Annotated in this window: 14 protein-coding genes and 1 riboswitch; of the genes, 3 read left to right on the top strand and 11 right to left on the bottom strand. The window is 61.2% G+C overall.

Going from position 1 to position 17,649, the window contains the following annotated elements; translation table 11 throughout:
- Nucleotides 1-60 precede the first annotated feature (60 nt).
- From ACZ48V_RS03615 to porX, 5 genes are all read right to left on the bottom strand, one after another.
- Nucleotides 61-1,719 (bottom strand): alpha/beta hydrolase, encoded by a 1,659-nt coding sequence (locus tag ACZ48V_RS03615; RefSeq protein ID WP_464541681.1) that lies wholly within the window; start codon nucleotides 1,717-1,719, stop codon nucleotides 61-63.
- Nucleotides 1,720-1,772: 53 nt separating this feature from the next.
- Nucleotides 1,773-2,252 (bottom strand): hypothetical protein, encoded by a 480-nt coding sequence (locus tag ACZ48V_RS03610; protein ID WP_464541679.1) that lies wholly within the window; start codon nucleotides 2,250-2,252, stop codon nucleotides 1,773-1,775.
- A gap of 145 nt (nucleotides 2,253-2,397) precedes the next feature.
- Nucleotides 2,398-3,693, bottom strand: a complete 1,296-nt coding sequence (locus ACZ48V_RS03605; RefSeq protein WP_464541677.1) for an MFS transporter — start codon at nucleotides 3,691-3,693, stop codon at nucleotides 2,398-2,400.
- A 210-nt stretch (nucleotides 3,694-3,903) separates the two neighbouring features.
- Nucleotides 3,904-5,034, bottom strand: a complete 1,131-nt coding sequence (gene tgt, locus ACZ48V_RS03600) for a tRNA guanosine(34) transglycosylase Tgt (protein WP_464541675.1) — start codon at nucleotides 5,032-5,034, stop codon at nucleotides 3,904-3,906.
- Between the two features lie 232 nt (nucleotides 5,035-5,266).
- A complete protein-coding gene (gene porX, locus ACZ48V_RS03595) occupies nucleotides 5,267-6,835 on the bottom strand; it encodes a T9SS response regulator signal transducer PorX (protein ID WP_464541673.1) in 1,569 nt (522 codons plus the stop codon).
- 160 nt (nucleotides 6,836-6,995) lie between these two features.
- Between porX and ACZ48V_RS03590 the strand changes: the two genes are divergently transcribed.
- Nucleotides 6,996-7,658: an O-methyltransferase gene (locus ACZ48V_RS03590; protein WP_464541671.1), complete on the top strand. Its 663-nt coding sequence runs from the start codon at nucleotides 6,996-6,998 to the stop codon at nucleotides 7,656-7,658.
- 35 nt (nucleotides 7,659-7,693) lie between these two features.
- Here ACZ48V_RS03590 and ACZ48V_RS03585 read toward each other — a convergent pair whose 3' ends face one another.
- The 4 genes from ACZ48V_RS03585 to ACZ48V_RS03570 all read right to left on the bottom strand — a co-directional run bounded on the left by ACZ48V_RS03585 (nucleotide 7,694) and on the right by ACZ48V_RS03570 (nucleotide 11,589).
- Nucleotides 7,694-8,500 carry a helical backbone metal receptor gene (locus ACZ48V_RS03585; RefSeq protein WP_464541670.1) on the bottom strand — a complete coding sequence of 269 codons (807 nt, stop codon included), beginning with the start codon at nucleotides 8,498-8,500 and terminating at the stop codon, nucleotides 7,694-7,696.
- Between the two features lie 56 nt (nucleotides 8,501-8,556).
- Nucleotides 8,557-8,847, bottom strand: coding sequence for a hypothetical protein (locus ACZ48V_RS03580; protein ID WP_464541668.1), 291 nt, complete (start codon nucleotides 8,845-8,847; stop codon nucleotides 8,557-8,559).
- A 22-nt stretch (nucleotides 8,848-8,869) separates the two neighbouring features.
- Nucleotides 8,870-10,336, bottom strand: a complete 1,467-nt coding sequence (locus tag ACZ48V_RS03575) for a UDP-N-acetylmuramate--L-alanine ligase (protein WP_464541666.1) — start codon at nucleotides 10,334-10,336, stop codon at nucleotides 8,870-8,872.
- Between the two features lie 110 nt (nucleotides 10,337-10,446).
- Nucleotides 10,447-11,589, bottom strand: a complete 1,143-nt coding sequence (locus tag ACZ48V_RS03570) for a CNNM domain-containing protein (RefSeq protein WP_464541664.1) — start codon at nucleotides 11,587-11,589, stop codon at nucleotides 10,447-10,449.
- A 229-nt stretch (nucleotides 11,590-11,818) separates the two neighbouring features.
- Between ACZ48V_RS03570 and ACZ48V_RS03565 the strand changes: the two genes are divergently transcribed.
- Both ACZ48V_RS03565 and ACZ48V_RS03560 read left to right on the top strand, forming a co-directional pair.
- The gene (locus ACZ48V_RS03565; protein ID WP_464541662.1) at nucleotides 11,819-13,294 is read left to right on the top strand and encodes an amidohydrolase family protein; all 1,476 of its coding nucleotides are present in this window, start codon (nucleotides 11,819-11,821) and stop codon (nucleotides 13,292-13,294) included.
- 50 nt (nucleotides 13,295-13,344) lie between these two features.
- Nucleotides 13,345-13,800, top strand: a complete 456-nt coding sequence (locus ACZ48V_RS03560) for a hypothetical protein (protein ID WP_464541660.1) — start codon at nucleotides 13,345-13,347, stop codon at nucleotides 13,798-13,800.
- A 192-nt stretch (nucleotides 13,801-13,992) separates the two neighbouring features.
- Here ACZ48V_RS03560 and ACZ48V_RS03555 read toward each other — a convergent pair whose 3' ends face one another.
- Both ACZ48V_RS03555 and ACZ48V_RS03550 read right to left on the bottom strand, forming a co-directional pair.
- The gene (locus ACZ48V_RS03555; RefSeq protein WP_464541658.1) at nucleotides 13,993-15,351 is read right to left on the bottom strand and encodes a class II 3-deoxy-7-phosphoheptulonate synthase; all 1,359 of its coding nucleotides are present in this window, start codon (nucleotides 15,349-15,351) and stop codon (nucleotides 13,993-13,995) included.
- Nucleotides 15,352-15,483: 132 nt separating this feature from the next.
- Nucleotides 15,484-17,007, bottom strand: coding sequence for a carboxypeptidase M32 (locus tag ACZ48V_RS03550; protein WP_464541656.1), 1,524 nt, complete (start codon nucleotides 17,005-17,007; stop codon nucleotides 15,484-15,486).
- A 302-nt stretch (nucleotides 17,008-17,309) separates the two neighbouring features.
- A riboswitch (SAM riboswitch) is annotated at nucleotides 17,310-17,465 on the top strand.
- Nucleotides 17,466-17,649: the final 184 nt, after the last annotated feature.

Below are 17,649 nucleotides of genomic sequence, written 5' to 3'. Positions count from 1 at the left end.
ACACCACACCTTCTCCTTAGCACAGGATCAGAAGCAAAGCGGATATCCCGGGCGGACTGACTACCGACTGCTACTCAACCGCCCGGCTTCGTCAGGCATGGCGAGGTGGCGACCCAGGCGCTCCAGTTCGGCATCCGTCCAGCCCGACGGCTCGCTGAGCGCGTGCCAGGCCTCGATGTAATCGACAGTTGCGTATTCGTGTCCGTAGCCACGGGGCGCACTCGTGCCCGCCAGCATATCCACGGCAACCTGCAGCATCGTGACTACCGGATACCACTGCAGGTCGTCGGAGACGTCAGGTCCACGGGGCGGCTGCATCCAGTCCGGCTCCTGCCTGAGCATGCGCGGCTCAAAGAAGGTTATCGGATCGCTGGCATACTGTAGAAAGGCGATGCGAAAGTCGCCCCACGGAGCGCGGCCATCATGCAGTCCACCCTCCTGGTTCATGAAGCGCACCACCGCCCCATCGCGGAAGCGGGGGCGCCAGGCCGGCGATCCGGGCTCGCGCTGATCGGTTACGGTGCGCCAGGTGCTCTGCCGAAACGGCGGCCCCACCCACAGCGCTCCGTCAAACGGGTCGTTGATGATATCATAGAAATCGAACGACCGGTCGGAGTTGAGCGCGCCCAGACTGAGTCCGTTCAAGTAAAGTTCTGGACGCTCATCAGCCGGCAGCGTAGTCCAGTGTCCGTACACCGCCCGAAAAAGCGCCTGTGCCATCTCGGCGCCGTAGGTTTCTTTTGTTATGAGCACAAGTGGGCTTGGAAGGTACGAGTACTGCACGGCCACCGAGGCCACGTCGCCGCGATGCAGATATTCGAGCGTTTCAATAGACGGCGGATCCACCCATCCGGTACCCGTGGGCGTGATAAGCACCAGCACCGAGCGGTCGAATGCGTTCACCCGGCGTAGTTCGTCAAGGGCAAGGCGCGCCCGGGTTTCCACATCTTCGGCAGCATGCATGCCTACATAGACACGTCGGGGTTGCGTGGCAGGCTCGCCAACAACCGTCGCTATAGCGTCGGCCTGCGGCTCCCCCGCCAGAAAGCGGCGCCCTTCTCGGCCCATGTCTTCCCATTCAAGTAGCGAGGCCGGGCTGCCTGCTCGCATGTTGTCTGTAGGCTGTGGGGTGTCGTCTTCAATGAGCGCATCAACCTGCTCGTACGAGGTGTCGGCGGAGCGCATCAAGCCGGAAACGAGCACTCCGTCGACAACCAGCCAGAACAGATAGAACGATAGGAGCAGCCCCAGTACAACCGACACCCGGTGCGGTACGTACTTCTCCAGTCTGTCAGAGAGCCGGCTCCGAAGCGCTTTGAACTTCCAGCCCAGTGTCCAGCACACGAGAAAGATAGCCAGCGTAAGCATCCCGACGGTCAGCGGCTGGAACCCATCGGCGGGTGGCATCTCCACGAGTGCCCGCACCGAGGTCTGCCAAGTGCTCCACTGCCACATGAAAAAGAGCGTGACGAGCAGCCCAATAAGGATCGCACCCCCCTTGATCCGGAGCCGCACGGTACGGCCAGGCGCAGGCAACTGCAGATACCGCCATAACGCCTGGCCCAACACGCCCAGTCCATACCCTGCAGCCAGCGCGCCGCCCGACACGATGCCCTGCAGCACAGCGGTTCGCGGAACGAGTGTGGGGGTCAGCGACACAGCCAGGAAGAAGGTCCCGACCATTAGGCCTGCGGCTGAGAAGTAAGACAGGAGCTTCATCCGCTCAGCGCGTTAAGAGCAATTCTGCGAATTTCGGTTCTTTCAGGACGGTCCTACAGGCGCTGCGTCTCGGTGCTCTGCCGCCGCACGCTGCCCCCAACGACCAATCCGGCACTGATCAACACCAGGTTCTTGATGATGTACTGCCCTTCGATCGTGAGCCCAAACGGAATGCTGGTAAAGCAGACATCCGGCAGCAACACGAGTGGGAGCATCGTGCCCGGCATCTGCAGGAAGAGAAGCAAGATCGCTACGCGGTTCAGGGGGCGCCACAGAAGCGTTACCCCGATAAGCACCTCCCACCACGCCAGAATCGGGTAGAACAGGTCGGCAGGCAGAAAGTAGATCGTGCTCTTCACCAGCTCCTCGGCCGGACTCATCCCGACTACTTTGAGCCCACCAAACCAGATGAAGACGATCGCGATGGAGATACGAAGCAGCCAGCGTCCGTAGCGATCCATCCAGGCGGCGATGCGGCGGTCGGTTTCTTCAAGGCCGAGCCGACGAATCAGTGCATCTATCTGCTGTTGCATAGCTATGGTTCGGGTTTGTGAAAGGGTATCTCGCCATGCATATGCGTGCGTATCCACACAAGATGGCGTGGACGTACCAAAAAAACACGATTCCCGCGTACAATGTCCCCCGCCGCGGAAAGTCTCGTCAAAGAACGAGCTGGTGTTACGGGTTATGCACAAGCGCTGCCGCATCCCACCGGCGCCACTCGGCCCAGCAGGCAGCGAGCCCCACCACCACTGCGAGCGGGGCACTCGCCCACAACACTGGCGTGAATGACGACAGAAAGTCGGGACCCAGCGCCAGTAGTACGGGGCCGAGCGCGGTGCCCGCTACAAAGATCGTCGCGGCGAACCCGCGCACGCTGCCGTGGTGTGCGCGGCCAAAGTAATACGCAAACGCACTGCCCAGAAGTGCATTCTGCGTTCCCTGAGCCACCCCGAACAGAAATCCATAGGCCCATACGAGCGTCGGGGTTGATGCAAACGGGGCACCTCCCATAAGCATAGCGTAGGCGGCCATAAGCACCCCGAGCAGGTAACGCGGCGAGGTGCGGTCGATGAGCGCCCCCATGAGCAGCGTAAAGACGGCCGTGAGTATGCCATACGGCACAAAGAACTGCGCCGCAAGCGCCCGGTCGGTCCCCGCTTCAGCGAGAATGGCAAAGTGATGAAAGAGCAGCCCGGTGCCGAGTCCACCACTGCATACGCCCCCAGCGATGAACAGCCAGAACGTACGCGTGCGCCGCGCCTCGGGCAGCGTAAGTCCGCGCACAGTAGACGCTTCGTTTGAGGCGGATGCACCGCCGGTCTTGGTGTGGGCGTCTGCGTCGGGAGTCAGTCCGAAGCGCTCGGGCTCGGGGCGATAGATGGCCACGAGGAGCGGCAGCACCAGCACAGCAAGCAGTGCCCCGATGATGAGATACGACGTGGCCCAGCCGTACGCCTGCAGGAGCTGCTCGATGAGCGGCGGAAAGACCGCGGTGGCCCCTGCCATGCCCAGCCCGAGCACGCCCACTGCAAATCCGCGCCGCTTCTCAAACCAGAGGTTCACCACATGGTTGTTGATCAACCCGAGCGCCCCCTGCCCGAGTCCACGTAGCATCAGAAACCCGAGGAAGAGCGTAATCCAGCCGCGTACCTGGCTCATGGCCATGCAGGCAAGCGCAAAGCCTCCGCCGACCAGCAGTACCATCCGGCGCGGCCCGATGTAATCCATCTTCCGCCCGATCCACGGAAGGGCGAGCGATCCCGTAACGGTAGCCACCGTATAGAGCCACGACACCACCGTTCGAGAGAGCGAGAGGTCGTCCACAAACGCATCGATGAAGAGCGACACCCCGGCGGTCTGTCCGGGTAGCGTAGCCGCCATGCCGAGCGTAGCCGCCGCCAGAACGGTCCACCCGTAGAAGCCGGGCATGCGTTGCATCAGCGGGGTAGGAGACGGTGTAGAGTCAGGCATAGGGTAGGCACATGGGATAGAAAAGCACATCCACATAGCGCCCGGCCTCCGGTAGGTTTCGGCAGTGCCATCCCCTCTCGATCTCTTCGCCGACGCCTCACGACCATCGCACTACGCCGTACCCGGCGCGCCGCATCATGCCCTATATCGCATCGTGCATTGTACCCGGCATTATTTTGCGGCGTACTATGGTAACCGGCACTGTCGCGATCATATCCGCTGCGTAATCTGCGGCAGAATGGCGTCTTTCCACGCCATGAACCGATTCTCCAGGATGGCCTTCCGCGCCTCCCGCATCAGCCAGCAGTAGAACGCCAGGTTCTGCTGCGAGGCGATCTGCAAGCCCAGAATCTCGTTCGACTTCTGCAGGTGACGCAGGTACGCCTTCGTGAACGTCTGCGACACGTACGCCTCCAGCCCCGGATCGATCGGCGTGTGGTCGTTGGTGAACTGCGCGTTTTTGATGTTCATGCGCCCCTGCGTCGTAAAGAGCGTGCCGTTGCGACCGTTGCGCGTCGGCATTACGCAGTCAAACATGTCCACGCCACGTGCGATGTTTTCGAGCAGATTCTCGGGCGTGCCCACGCCCATCAGGTAGCGCGGTTTGCGCTCCGGCAACAGCGGAGCCACGACCTCTACCATCTCGTACATGTCTTTGTGCGATTCGCCCACCGAGAGGCCGCCAATCGCATAGCCCGGAAAGTCCAGGTCCACCAGCGCATGGGCCGATTCGCGGCGCACCTCCGGATACGTCACGCCCTGCACAATGCCAAAGAGCGCCTGCTCGTGGCCATGGGGCGAGGTCGTGTTCTCGTAGTGAGTGCGCGCCCGCTCGGCCCAGCGCAGCGTCAGCTCGTTCGACTCCCGCGCATACGCCTTTGACACATCCGCCGCCGGACACTCATCCAGCACCATCATAATATCCGAACCCAGCGCGCGCTGCGTATCCACCACCGATTCGGGCGTAAACATGTGCTTCGAGCCGTCAATGTGGCTCCGGAACTCCGCGCCTTCTTCGCTGAGGGTGCACCGGTCGGCCAGCGAAAAGACCTGGTATCCCCCCGAATCGGTCAAGATTGGACCGTTCCACTGTGAAAACCGCTGCAACCCGCCGGCCGCCTCGACCACGTCGGTGCCCGGACGCAGGTACAGGTGGTAGGTGTTGCCCAGAATAATCTCCGCTTTCACATCCTCATGCAGCGCCCGTGGCGGCACGCCCTTCACGCTCCCCAGCGTGCCCACAGGCATAAACACAGGCGTCTGCACTGTGCCATGTGCGGTTTCAAACGAACCCGCACGGGCATCGCTTTTCGGGTCGGCGTGAACAAGCGTAAACTCCATAACAGAATGAGGATAGCAGTACAAAGGTGCAGTACGAAGGGGGATGCGAAACGCCGGGCAGTTTCCTGGCAGGCCCGGCGCGGCTACGCAGGGCAAATCGCTCTCTGTAGGCTCTTTATCTCGCGCAGGCGCAGCCTCTCGCCTTGGAGTGCCGGTACGGATGCGCACCCGGAGCGCTCTTTCCGTATCTGCGCTGCGTTCGTAGAGACAGATATGGGGCAGAGGGCCCGCGTTATTCTTTTGGCGTAAGCGTAGCCACCGGCAGGATCATCTCTTCGAGCGAAGCACCGCCATGCTGAAACGTATCGCGGTAAAGCCTCTCGTAGTGGTGGAAGTTCGTCGGGTACACGAAGTAGAAGTCCTCTTTTGCGAGGATGTAATTCGTGTTCATCGCCGGTGCGGGCAGACCGTAGGTCTCCGGGTCGCGCACATAGATCGCTTCCTCCTCGTTGCATTGCAGGTTGCGCCCATGCTTGTACCGCAGCGCCGTCGACGTCTCCCGGTCGCCGATCACCTTTGAAGAACGCAGGCTAAGCACCGCGCCATGGTCGCTGGTAAGCACCACCGTGCAGTCGCGCTCAGACAGCGTTTTCAGCGCATCCAGGAGCCACGAGTGCTCGAACCAGGTGCGCGTGAGCGAGCGATAGGCCGCCACGTCGGGCGCCAGTTCCTTGAGCACATCCGAATCAGAGCGGCTATGCGCAAGGATGTCCACAAAGTTGACGACAACGGCGCTCAGGTCGTGCTGCGTCAGGTTCTGCGCCTGGTCAGCAAAGCTGCGCCCGTCCTCGGTAGCGATGAGCTTGTCGTAGCGCATGCGCATGTCGTCGACGCCTCGCCGCTCCATAAAGTCATGCAGCAGCGCCTCCTCGTACTGGTTGCGGCTGTGCTCCTCCTCTTCGGCTTTGGACTGAAGGTTCGGAAAGCGCTCGTCGAGGTCGAGTGGAAGCATCCCGCTAAAGATGGCGTTGCGCGAATAGGGTGTTGCCGTTGGTAGAATGCTGTAGTGGAAGTCGGTTTCCACCTGAAAGTGCGGGCGCAACAGGTCTTCAAATGCAAGCCACTGGTCGTAGCGCATGCAGTCAATCACAAAGAACACAACTGGGCGCTCTCCGAGCCGAGGAAAGACGTGCTTGGGTAGCACTTCGTGCGAAAGCAGCGGGCGCCCGGTGTGCTCGGGGGCACGGCCTGCGTTCGCGATCCATTCGGGGTACTGTTCCTCCACAAAGCTGCCGAAGCGCCGATTGGCTTTCTTGAACTGGTCGTCGAAGATCTGCCGGGCGCCCTCGTCGCCCGTGAGCGACAGGTCGTAGTTTACCAGGCGCTGATACAGCGTGCGCCACTCCTCAGCCGTCGTCGTTTCGCTGATGGTACGATCGATTTTCCCAAACGACTGCAGATACTGCTCCGACTGCGACTCCTGCTGCAGCCGCGTGCGCTCCAGCACACGCTTGCACGTCAACAGAATCTGGCTGGGGTTAACCGGCTTGGTAAGATAGTCGCTGATCTGACGGCCCAGCGCCTTTTCCATCAGATCCTCCTCCTCGCTTTTCGTGACCATAACGACGGGTACCTCAGGACGCACCTCTTTCAGCTCGACCAGCGTGTCGAGCCCGCCCATCCCCGGCATCTGCTCATCCAGGAAGATGAGCGAAAACGGCTTTTCCCGGACCAGACTCACTGCATCGGCTCCGTTCGAAACGGTCTCGACCGTGTAGCCTTTGTCTTCCAAAAACATAACGTGAGGGCGGAGCAGGTCGACTTCGTCGTCGACCCAGAGCAAGCGCGGTGCATCAGCCATAAAGCGGGAACGTCGGTACATGCCAGGAAACGTGGACGGGCGCTCCTACCTTGAGGGCCGGGGTTTTGATTCGGAATGGTCGCTACGGAGACACGAAGCGCTGTCGTACGTATCGGAGAGTGAATTGCCTGCCTACATCGATCACATACCGAATCTCCTTATGTCAAACCAGTCGATTGGACTTACCGATGCGTTGCACGACTACCTGCTGGACGCATCGCTGCGCGAGACCGAGGTTCAGCGTCAGCTACGCGCCGAAACGATGAACGATCCGGAGCACGACATGCAGATTGCCCCCGAGCAGGGGCAGTTCATGCAGCTGATAACCCGGCTCATGGGCGCGACGAAGGCCCTTGAGGTTGGCGTCTTCACCGGCTACAGCGCACTTTCTGTTGCGTACGCGCTCCCCGACGACGGTACGCTGGTCGCGTGCGACGTCAGCCGCGAGTACACGGCTGTTGCGGAGCGCTACTGGGCCGAAGCCGACGTGGCCGATCGCATCGACCTGCGCATCGCTCCGGCGCTCGATACGCTGCAGGCCCTTCGCGACGACGGCGCCGAAGGCACGTTCGACCTCGCATTTATCGATGCCGACAAGACCGAATACGACGCCTACTACGAGCACGCGCTGGCGCTGCTGCGCTCCGGCGGCCTGATTCTGCTCGATAACATGCTACAGGAGGGCCGGGTGACCGACCCAAACGCCACCGATGCGAACACGCAGGCGATTCAGCAGCTCAATGCCAAGATGCATAACGACGAACGCATCCACCTGAGCCTGCTACCTGTGGCCGACGGACTCACGCTGGCGCTAAAACGATAGCTGCGTTCCGATTGGGCAGAAGACACTTGCCTCACCTATTCTTCTGTACGTTCTGCGCGCAGGGTGCGCAGGTATTCGGGCGCGTGGAGCAGGCGCGGCCCATACCAAGAAAAAAGCTGTCCGTCAACGACCTGTACGGTGGCCTTAGGGCACGCATCGCGGATCTCGCTGATGAACCGGTCTTTCTGTCCGAATGGAAACGGCTCGGTGCTGCACAGGATTGCGTCGAGGTCGGCGGCGACAAGGGCATCGAGCGAGACCTCGGGGTAGCGAGTGGCATCTTCCCACGGCGAGGCAAATCCGCCATAGCGCATCACGTCGTAAATAAAAGTGTCGCCGCCCACCGTCATGTACGGGTCGCGCCAGATGAGATAGGCGGCGCGCCGGGGCGGCCATTCGGGAAGTGCCGCAAAGCGCTCGGGGATGCGGAGCGCCATCTGCTGGGCAGCAAGCGCGCGGTCGACCAGCGCGCCTACGCGACGTATCATCTGGGTCGCCTCGTTGACTGTGGCCACATCGGTGACATACACCGGGGCCTGGGTGCTCAGGGCCTCGACATCGGACTGCGTGTTCTCTTCCTGATTTGCAAGGATAAGATCAGGCTCCAGTGCTGCTATGCGTTCCGCATCCACCTGCTTGGTGCCGCCTACAATCGACTTTTCGTTGCGCCAGCCCGCGGGCCGCTCGCAGAAGCGGGTAAGGCCCACGACTTCGTCGTTGAGGCCGAGCCCGTGAAGCAGGTCGGTGAGGCTGGGCACCAGCGAGACGATACGCTTCGGCGGCGCGCTGAGGCGGACGGGACGGCCGAGGGCGTCGGTTGTGTCGGCAAACGGAGCAGGCATAGGCAGGCATGCACATCCAGCAGAAACAAAGTGGGCGGCGTTTGCTGGGCAGGCGCCTACTGGAAGAAGGTAGCGCCGAAGAGCACGATACCTGTAAGCGCACACACAATCGCCGCGGTGTTAAGAATGGGGACCGGGCGCTGCAAGGAGTGCTGCACGGGATTACGCATGCCCATGAGCACGCCCGCAATGCCGAGCAACAAGTCGGCCCCGGCGCCGAGCGTATCGCCTTCTGCGTAGCTGCCAACCGCCATATACATTAGGAAAAGTCCAAAGCCAATCAGCAGGATGTCGATGAGCGAGATTGCAGATTCGGTGTCTTTTTGTGACTTCTTGGATTCAGCCATAGGTAGGTGGGGATAGAAAAACTCAGTCGGTATGGGCGAGTGCCTCCAGCAAGCGAGCCGGCAGGTATCCGAACGAGCCGTTGCTCATCGTCACGACAACGTCGCCCGGCGTGAGGAGGCGTTTCAAGCACTGCAGTGCGTCGTCGGGGTCGTCGGCGACGGTGGCCGGCACCCCGCGCTCTCGCAGTGTGGTAGCCACGGCCGCTATATCGAGCCGGTCGCCCGGATCGTCGTTGTGGCGAAAGGGTGGGGTGCTGAGAACGACCTGGTCGGCGGCGTCGAAGGCGGTGGCGTAGTCGTGCGTAAAGCGAGCACGGCGGCTGGTATTCGAGCGGGGCTCGAACGCTGCAACCAGACGGCGCTCGGGATAGGCGGTGCGCAGTCCCTTCAGGGTCGTCTCTACAGCGGTAGGATGATGGGCAAAGTCGTCGATCACCGTGATGTCGCGAACCACGCCCCGAATCTCTTGGCGGCGGGCAACGCCTTCGAACGACTCGAACCCGCGAGCTACCTGTCGGCTATTGCAGCCCTCGCTGAATGCGATGAGGGCTACGGCAAGCGCGTTCTGCAGGTTGTGGGTACCGTGCAACGGAAGCCGGTAAGTCCCCCGCTCCAGCCCTCCCATCGTGATCGTGAAGCGCTGTCCGTCGGGGCCCGCTTCGTGGTCGGTTACCGTTACGTCGTTGCTCGGGTCGATGCCATAGGTGCGCACACGCCCGTCCGTATGGGCCGCCAGACGCGCCACCGCCGGATCATCACCGCAGAGCACAAGCAGTCCGTCACGGGCCCCCAGCGTACCCACAAACGCCTCGAAGGCCTCGCGGTAGACTGCTTCGTCCTCAAACACATCGGCGTGGTCGAACTCAAGCGACGTTACGATTGCCTTGTCGGGCCGGTAGTGCATGAACTTAGGACGCGCATCAAAATAGGCGCTGTCGTACTCGTCGCCCTCGACAACAAACGGCTGGTCGGTGCCCAGGTGGGCGCTCTTTCCGGTATTAGCAAGCACGCCCCCGATCAGGTACCCGGGGTCGGCCTCGGCTGCACGCAGCGTGTGCACGAGCAGCGCAGTGGTGGTGGTCTTTCCGTGTGTACCGGCTACAACGATAGAGCGACGATCGTCGGTCAAAAACGTGTGCCCAAGCGCCTCCGGAAAGGACTGCTGTACGAGGTTGTTCTCGCGGGCGTGTGTAGCTTCGGGGTGGGTGGGCGTACAGGCATTGCCGACCACGGTGAGATCGGGCGCCGGACTGAGGTGCGCCGGGTCGTATCCCTCAAGCACCTCGATACCGCGAGTTTCAAGCTGCGTACTCATTGGCGGATATGCCGCCTCGTCGCTTCCCCGCACCGTGTATCCGGCCTCGTCGAAGAGCTGCGCGAGCGAGCCCATACCCGTACCGCATATGCCAATCAGATAGATATCCTCAATGTCTTCCGGGGCAGGGACCGGCGGGCGCTCGAACGTACGCAGCGAGTCGGTATCAGACATAGTGCAGCGATCAGACGGAGAAAGCAGAGGGATGCGGAAAACATAGGCCGTACAGGGGCCCCACAATAGGTACCCCGACCGACCCGGCCATTCCCATTAAACAGAACCGGCTACTCAGACGAAGGGGTAGATACATCCGGCGCGTTTGACGAGCCATCGGCTGGGGGCGACACGGCTGGCGCCACGATGTCAGCCTCGGTAGCTGCATCGTCAGACACCATCCCCAGCTTCTGAGCCCGCCGAAACCACTGCTGGCGCGCCAGGTCTTGCATGTCTTCGACCGAGTCGGCCTCGTCGACAATCTCCATACCAAGCAGCGTCTCAACCACATCTTCCATCGTGACGATGCCTGCAACGCCGCCATACTCGTCGACGACCAGCGCAATATGCTCCAGGCGGTCGAGCATGCGTTCGAGCAAGTCAGGCAGGGGCAGCGTTTCCTGGACCACGATCATCTCGCGAGCCAGACTGGAGAGCGGAGCGTCGAGATCTTCCTGCGCGGCGCGCAGCAAGATCTCATCCTTGAGCACGTACCCGGCTACGTCGTCACGGTTTTTGCCATAGACCGGGATGCGGGAGAACTGAAACTCGTCATACTTCGTCACCACATCGCCGATGGTCTCTGTCTTGGGCAAGTCGAACACCACGGTGCGGGGCGTCATGACATCCTTCACGCGCAGCGAATTAAATCGAAACAGGTTGCGCAGGATGTGCGACTCTTTCTCCTCGAAGACGCCCTCTTCCTCGCCCAGCTCGGCGAGTGCAGTGAACTCCTCGCGGCTGAACGACACCTGCTCTTCGCCGCTGGCCAGCAAGTACGACAGGCCTTTCGACAGCTTTACGAAGGGCCACATCAGTACAATGGTCGGCCCCAGCACGCGCACGACAAACGGCGCCAGCGACCGCCAGTAGACCGCACCAAGCGTTTTGGGAATGATCTCTGAGAAGACCAGAATGAGCAAGGTCAGCACCGCCGATATAACGCCGATGTACGCCTCCCCAAATACGATCGTAGCCTGCGCCCCCGCCCCAGCAGCACCCACCGTGTGGGCAATGGTGTTGAAGCTCAGTATCGCCGCCAACGGCTGATCGATGTCTTCCTTGTACTGCTGTAGACGCTCGCCAACAGGGTTGTCGTCTCGTTCCAGCGCAGCCACGTATGACGGGGTCGTGCTGAGCAGCACCGCTTCCATGATCGAACATAGAAACGATACCCCGATCGCCAGCGCAACGTATAAAAGTAATAGACCCATGCAGCGAGTACAGCACCCTGGAAGTCACGCGCCATAAGGCACGATTACACCGACGGGCTGCGACACACAGTTATGACAGAGTAAACGACAGTGGATACCAAGAATGCATAGCCTCCGGTGCAGTTTCTATACGGCCCCGTCAAGCAGGAGATCTTTGAGGGGTTGACAGCAATGGCGTCAGACACGTTATTGGAGCTACCCGCTGTTTTCTGCTCGTCTCCCCCACCCTATGCGCTCGTTTTCGCTCCATATCGCCTTGCTGAGCACCGTATGTACGCTGTGTGCTCTGCTACTCCGCCCCCTGCCCGCCTCAGCCCAGACGGGTCCTCCATCTAACCTGCCAATCGTGGAGACCGGGCATCCTGATGCCAGGCATGTGGTGCTGCGTGGCGGACAGATGATCGATGTGTCGGAAGGCATAGCCGTTGCGCATCAGGCCACCCTCATTGCAAACGGACGCCTGCTGCGCGTCAACGACGACCTCGGCGACGCTATTCCAGCGGATGCGTATGTTGTCGATCTCGACGACGATCAGTATCTGCTACCCGGCCTGGTTGATCTGCACGCGCACTACAACATGGACCTGCTGGGCGAGGGGCGCGTCGATGAAGCGGTGTATAACCCGCTTGTCTACCTGGCAAACGGCGTTACGACCACGTTTACCGGAGGCGAATACGACCCGTCCGTCATGGAAGCAGCCCGCGACCGCATCAACCGGGGCGAGCAGGTCGGGCCCCGCATCCTGACTGCAGGCCCTTACATCGGAGGCTCCAACCCGGACTGGAACCCCGACTACACAGCCGATGATATACGCGCGCTGGTTGATGAATGGGCCGCGCGGGGCGTGGCTGGATTCAAGGCTAAGGGCGCTTCGCCCGAGCATCTCGAACCTGCTATCGAACGCGCGCATCAGCACGGACTCACCGTAACCGGCCACCTCGATTCCGGATGGCGCGGAAGTACCAACTCGCAAGATGCTATTCGCATGGGCATCGACCGCGTAGAGCACATTCTGGGCGGACACGTGCTCGACCGTGAGCGGCCTGCATATCCCGTCTGGAATGAAGTCGACACGACCTCAACAGCGTTCCGAGCCATCGTTCAGACCTTCCTGGACCACCGCGTGCACTTCAGCTCGACGATGACGGCCCCGGTCTATTTTGCGGGTACTGAGGGGTTCGAGGGCTTCGACTACTGGGTTGACGAGCAGCGTTTCTTTACGCCCTACGTACAGCAGGTATGGGCCGAACGCGCCGAGAAGGTTACAGGCAGCGAACTGATGGAGGGGCTCTACGCCGCCATGCAGCGCTCGACGAAGGCTTTTTACGATGCCGGCGGGGGCGACCTTATCGTACTGGGCACCGATAAGCCGGCCTGGGGCGACTACCTGCCGGGCTTCGCCGCTCATCGCGAAATGCATGCGATGGTAATGGCCGGCATCCCGGAAGCTGCAGTGCTACGCATCGCTACAACAAACGGCGCTGAGGCGATCGGCAAGGGGGGCCTGTTGGGCACGCTCGCCCCCGGAGCCCTGGCTGACCTGTTCGTAGTTGAAGGCAACCCGCTCAGCGACATCACAAAAACCCGCAATGTGCAGCTCGTCATGAAAGGCGGACGCCTCTACGATCCGGCCCTGCTTCTGGAGCCGGCCTATGAGCAGATCGGCCCTGCCGGCCCCGACGACCACGACGGCTGGACCCGCTGACGATGCACCTTTTTGCGTTTGCTCTCTCCCTACATCTGTTGCAGATTCGCATGCTACTTGCTGTTGACTTAGGGCTCCGTGCCGGGTTTGCACTGTACGACTCCGACGGGCGTCTGCAGTCGTATCGCTCTACCAACTTCGGGTCGAACGCACGCCTGAAGCAGGGCGCCTACCGGATGATGCAGGAGCACGACGCCCTTGCGTGGGTCGTGCTTGAGGGCGACCGGGGCCTCGCCGAGCCCTGGATGCGGCAGGCCAAGAAGCAGAATGCCTCTACCGCATGCATCTCGGCTGAACGGTGGCGCAAGAAGCTGCTGAATCCGAGTCAGCGCCGTACCGGAAGCGACGCCAAGGAGGCCGCTGACACCCTCGCCCGATCGGTCATCGAGTGGTCGGGGGCGCCGCGTCCCACTTCACTCCGCCACGACGCCGCCGAGGCGATCTGCATCGGGCTGTGGAGCGTGCTCAACCTGGGCTGGCTGAAGCATATGCCGCCTGAGCTGTGAGGCCGGACGAGCCGCCTACTTAACGTTTTCCATTATCCTTTTGGGCGCATATCCCCCTTTGTGGCTACGCGACATTTCCCCCTTCGCGAAGGGGGAAATCCCGAACAGCGTGAGGGAATGGGGGATGTGAGAACCGCGCATTCTGCGACAAGGCGGCGATCAACAAAGGAGGAAGGAAACCTGCACATGCCGTTACTTATGCAGGGCGCGGTATTTGTGTACGATGCTGAAGGCGATCTCAAGCGACTGCTCGTAGTTGAGGCGCGGGTCGACGAGCGACTTGTAGGCACGCTCCAAGTCGTTTGCCTTGAGGCCACGTGCGCCGCCAATGCATTCCGTCACGTTCTCGCCGGTCAGCTCAAAGTGTACGCCTCCAAGCCGCGACCCTTCGGCGGCATGGATTTCAAAGGCCTGCTCCAGCTCGCCCAGAATATTTTTAAAGCGCCGGGTCTTGATGCCTCCGTTGGTACGCTCCGTGTTTCCATGCATCGGGTCGCAGCACCAGAGCACCGAGTGCCCCATGCCCTGCACCATGTTAATCAGCGGCGGCAGCCGATCTGCGATCTTGTTAGCCCCGAAGCGTGTGATGAGCGTCAGGCGTCCGGGTTCGTCGTCAGGGTCGAGATGATTGATAAGCGTGCGCAGCTTCGAGGGCGTCATATCAGGCCCCACCTTCAGTCCAACCGGGTTGGCAATGCCCCGCATGTACTCCATGTGCGCCTCGTCGGGAGCATTGGTGCGCTTGCCGATCCACGGCAGGTGCGTACCCAGGTTGTATATGCCCTCTTTGTGCGGCACCGAACGCGTCAGGGCCTCCTCGTATGGAAGCAGAAGCGCCTCATGGCTTGTGTAGAACGTAACCCGCTCCATGGCATTGAGCGCATGCTCGGCCACCGTATCGATAAACTGCATCGCCGTACCGATGTCGTCAACCAGCCGCTGGTACTCATTAGCGAGTGGCGAGTGCGCCATGAAGTCCACGTTCCAGTACTCGGGGTGGCGCAGATCAGCAAACCCACCTTCTGAGAGCGCGCGCACCAGGTTTAGCGTGAGTCCGGAGTGCGTGTATGCCTTCAAGAGGCGATCGGGATCAGGCGTACGTGCCGCCTCGGTGAACTCCGGACTGTTGATGATCTCACCGCGGTAGCTGGGCAGCGTGGTATCGCCCTGCGTTTCGGTATCCGAGGAACGTGGTTTTGCGTACTGCCCCGCAAAGCGCCCAACGCGTACAATTTTCGTGTTAAGCCCGTAGGTGAGCACCAGACTCATCTGCAGAAGAATCTTGAGGCGGCTGGTGACCACGTCGGCGGTGCAGTCGCCAAACGATTCGGCACAGTCGCCCCCTTGTAGCAGAAACCGATTGCCCGCCTCCGCCTGAGCCAGATCTTCCTTCAGGTTGTCCACCTCCCACGACGTAACCAGCGGCGGCAGATGGTCGATCTGCGACAGCGTCGCCTGCAAGGCATCGGGATCTGGGTACGTAGGCTGCTGACGGACAGGGCGTTCGCGCCACGAAGAGGGACTCCAGCGGTCGACGGTATTGGTGGGCATAGAAACAGGAGGAAGCGTATGTAATGAACTAAGGAGGGCGTAACGAGACGCGGCGTGCAGCGTTTCCCGGCGCTGGTATGATGCACAGATTCTACAAGCCCACAGCGTCGGAGAACCCGGCCGCCATGAATCTTACAGCACGCGCTGGGCCTGCAGATCGGGGTAGATGGCGCTGTACTTTTTCTGGATGTAGTCGAGCCAGGGCTCAGCGTCGAGCGACTGTCCGGTAGCCTGTTTCAAGAGCTCAGGGGCGTCGAGGCGGCGTCCGTACCGGTGGATGCGCTCGCGTAGCCACTTGAGCAACGCATCAAACTGCCCCGATGCCATCTGCGCGTCAAGACCGGGCAGGTCTTCGCGCAGCGCGTCATCGATCTGGGCGGACATGAGGGTGCCGAGCGCGTAGGTGGGGAAGTACCCGATTGCGCCAAACGACCAGTGCACGTCTTGCAGCGCCCCGTTGGCATCTGAGTCCGGCGTAACGCCAAGGTACGATGCCATCCGGTCGTTCCAGGCGGCAGGTAGATCATCCACTGCCAGGTCTTCCTGCACCAGCGCGCGTTCCAGTTCAAAACGCAGCATAATATGCAGGTTGTACGTCACCTCATCGGCCTCTACCCGAATGAGCGACGGCTCTACCCGATTGATGGCACGGTAGAAGTCGGCGCGTGGCACCCCGGCAAGCGCCTCCGGGAAGACTTCTTGCAGGTCGCCGTAATAGCACTGCCAGAAGGGGCGACTGCGCCCGACCATGTTTTCGTAGAGGCGCGACTGCGATTCGTGGATGCCGAGCGAAGCGCCTTCGGACAGCGGCGTGCGAGCCAGTTCGGGGGCAATGCCTTGTTCGTAGAGACCATGGCCCGCCTCATGCAGCGTCGAGAAGAGCCCAGACGGCAAGAACGCCTCATCGAAGCGCGTGGTCAAGCGCACGTCGCGCATCCCGAATGACGTAGTGAACGGATGCGCAGAGAGGTCCTGGCGTCCGCAGTCGAAGTCGTAGCCAAAATCGGCGATGACCTGCTCGCCGAAAGCGCGCTGTGCATCTGCCGGAAAGGGGCCGTGCAGCATGGCATCGTTCGGAGCGGGCTGGTCGGCAATGGCCTCCACGATAGGCACAAGCTCCTCACGGAGATCCGCAAAGGTGTCGACCACGGTGGAGGTAGGCATGCCGGGCTCGTATTCATCGAGCAGCACATCGTAGCGCTCCGTGTCGTATCCGAGCGCCTCTGCCTTCTGGATTGTCAGATCGACGAGTTCTTCGAGATGCGGAGCGAAATGGTCGAAATCGTCGTTCGCTCGCGCCTGCTTCCACGCCGTCTGTCCGCGCGAGGCCGCCTGCGAGAGCGCGCTCACCAGCGATGCAGGAAGCTTGCGGGCCCGGTCGTACTCGCGCCGGGTTAGGCGCACGAGGTCGGCCTCTACAGCAGGGGCATTACCGGCCTCAACCATGGTTTCTGCCCTGTCGAGCAGCGCGCCAACCTCGTCGGTTACAAACCGCTCGTGTGCCATCGTTTTGAGTGTCGCAATCTGCCGGGCCCGTGCCTTAGCGCCGCCCTCAGGCATGTAGGTCTCCTGGTCCCAAGACAGCACTGCTGCTGCTGACTTCAGGTCTTCGATGGGGGCAAGCGCGTCTTTTAGATCGCCGAGGGGGGTGGGCATGAGAGGTCGTGGTTGGTTACCGTAGCATGGCTCTGTTTGTGGTCGATGTGCTGTTACCATCACGCTGCTACGAACGATCCGGCGTGATACCGTCTGGTATGAGGTCGTGACGGATTGCACCGCGAGCAGAGCCTCGCATCCGTATGCACAAACCGTTTACCCTGCGTTTAAGGGCGTTTGACAGAGCGTTTGAAAAGGACATTTGACAGGACGCGCCGCTTTCACAGAAAGTAGAACACGGCACGCAACACAGACGGGCCGTATCGCATTGTACACGCGTTATGACTCGATGTTAATACTCGCATTCATCCAGAAGGGCGTAGGGATCAGGCCCTATGACGCCCTGGCAACCGCCACCGGCCTTTGAGCAGGATCTCTGCTGAAGCCCCGTGGAGCGGTGCCCCGTCCTGCCTTGTGGTCGATCGTATCTTGTACACGGCTGTGAGGACTGATGAGTGACGCGTGCTGTCTGTTATGCATATTGTTATGCATAGGCCGCGCTTCGCTTTTCTGCACGGCCTGCACGTGCGCTTCTGGATCTCAGCGCATTCTGTCTTCAGTGCATTCTTTCTTATGTTCACCCTGTTGCTTCAACGACAGCTGCACGTGTACAGCGGTCGATGTTCAGGAATACGCGCCATC

The organism is Longimonas haloalkaliphila, from assembly GCF_055379825.1.
Note: the sequence above shows the minus strand (reverse complement) of the source record. Positions and strands in the feature narration are given on the sequence as shown.

What these genes read in the sequence shown, in the direction of transcription:
- tgt (WP_464541675.1), bottom strand. Translation starts at nt 5,034, where the DNA reads ATGGAGTTTACGCTTGTTCACGCCGACCCGAAAAGCGATGCCCGTGCG.
- ACZ48V_RS03605 (WP_464541677.1), bottom strand. Translation starts at nt 3,693, where the DNA reads ATGCCTGACTCTACACCGTCTCCTACCCCGCTGATGCAACGCATGCCC.
- porX (WP_464541673.1), bottom strand. Translation starts at nt 6,835, where the DNA reads ATGGCTGATGCACCGCGCTTGCTCTGGGTCGACGACGAAGTCGACCTG.
- ACZ48V_RS03555 (WP_464541658.1), bottom strand. Translation starts at nt 15,351, where the DNA reads ATGCCCACCAATACCGTCGACCGCTGGAGTCCCTCTTCGTGGCGCGAA.
- ACZ48V_RS03585 (WP_464541670.1), bottom strand. Translation starts at nt 8,500, where the DNA reads ATGCCTGCTCCGTTTGCCGACACAACCGACGCCCTCGGCCGTCCCGTC.
- ACZ48V_RS03565 (WP_464541662.1), top strand. Translation starts at nt 11,819, where the DNA reads ATGCGCTCGTTTTCGCTCCATATCGCCTTGCTGAGCACCGTATGTACG.
- ACZ48V_RS03590 (WP_464541671.1), top strand. Translation starts at nt 6,996, where the DNA reads ATGTCAAACCAGTCGATTGGACTTACCGATGCGTTGCACGACTACCTG.
- ACZ48V_RS03570 (WP_464541664.1), bottom strand. Translation starts at nt 11,589, where the DNA reads ATGGGTCTATTACTTTTATACGTTGCGCTGGCGATCGGGGTATCGTTT.
- ACZ48V_RS03550 (WP_464541656.1), bottom strand. Translation starts at nt 17,007, where the DNA reads ATGCCCACCCCCCTCGGCGATCTAAAAGACGCGCTTGCCCCCATCGAA.
- ACZ48V_RS03580 (WP_464541668.1), bottom strand. Translation starts at nt 8,847, where the DNA reads ATGGCTGAATCCAAGAAGTCACAAAAAGACACCGAATCTGCAATCTCG.
- ACZ48V_RS03575 (WP_464541666.1), bottom strand. Translation starts at nt 10,336, where the DNA reads ATGTCTGATACCGACTCGCTGCGTACGTTCGAGCGCCCGCCGGTCCCT.
- ACZ48V_RS03615 (WP_464541681.1), bottom strand. Translation starts at nt 1,719, where the DNA reads ATGAAGCTCCTGTCTTACTTCTCAGCCGCAGGCCTAATGGTCGGGACC.
- ACZ48V_RS03610 (WP_464541679.1), bottom strand. Translation starts at nt 2,252, where the DNA reads ATGCAACAGCAGATAGATGCACTGATTCGTCGGCTCGGCCTTGAAGAA.
- ACZ48V_RS03560 (WP_464541660.1), top strand. Translation starts at nt 13,345, where the DNA reads ATGCTACTTGCTGTTGACTTAGGGCTCCGTGCCGGGTTTGCACTGTAC.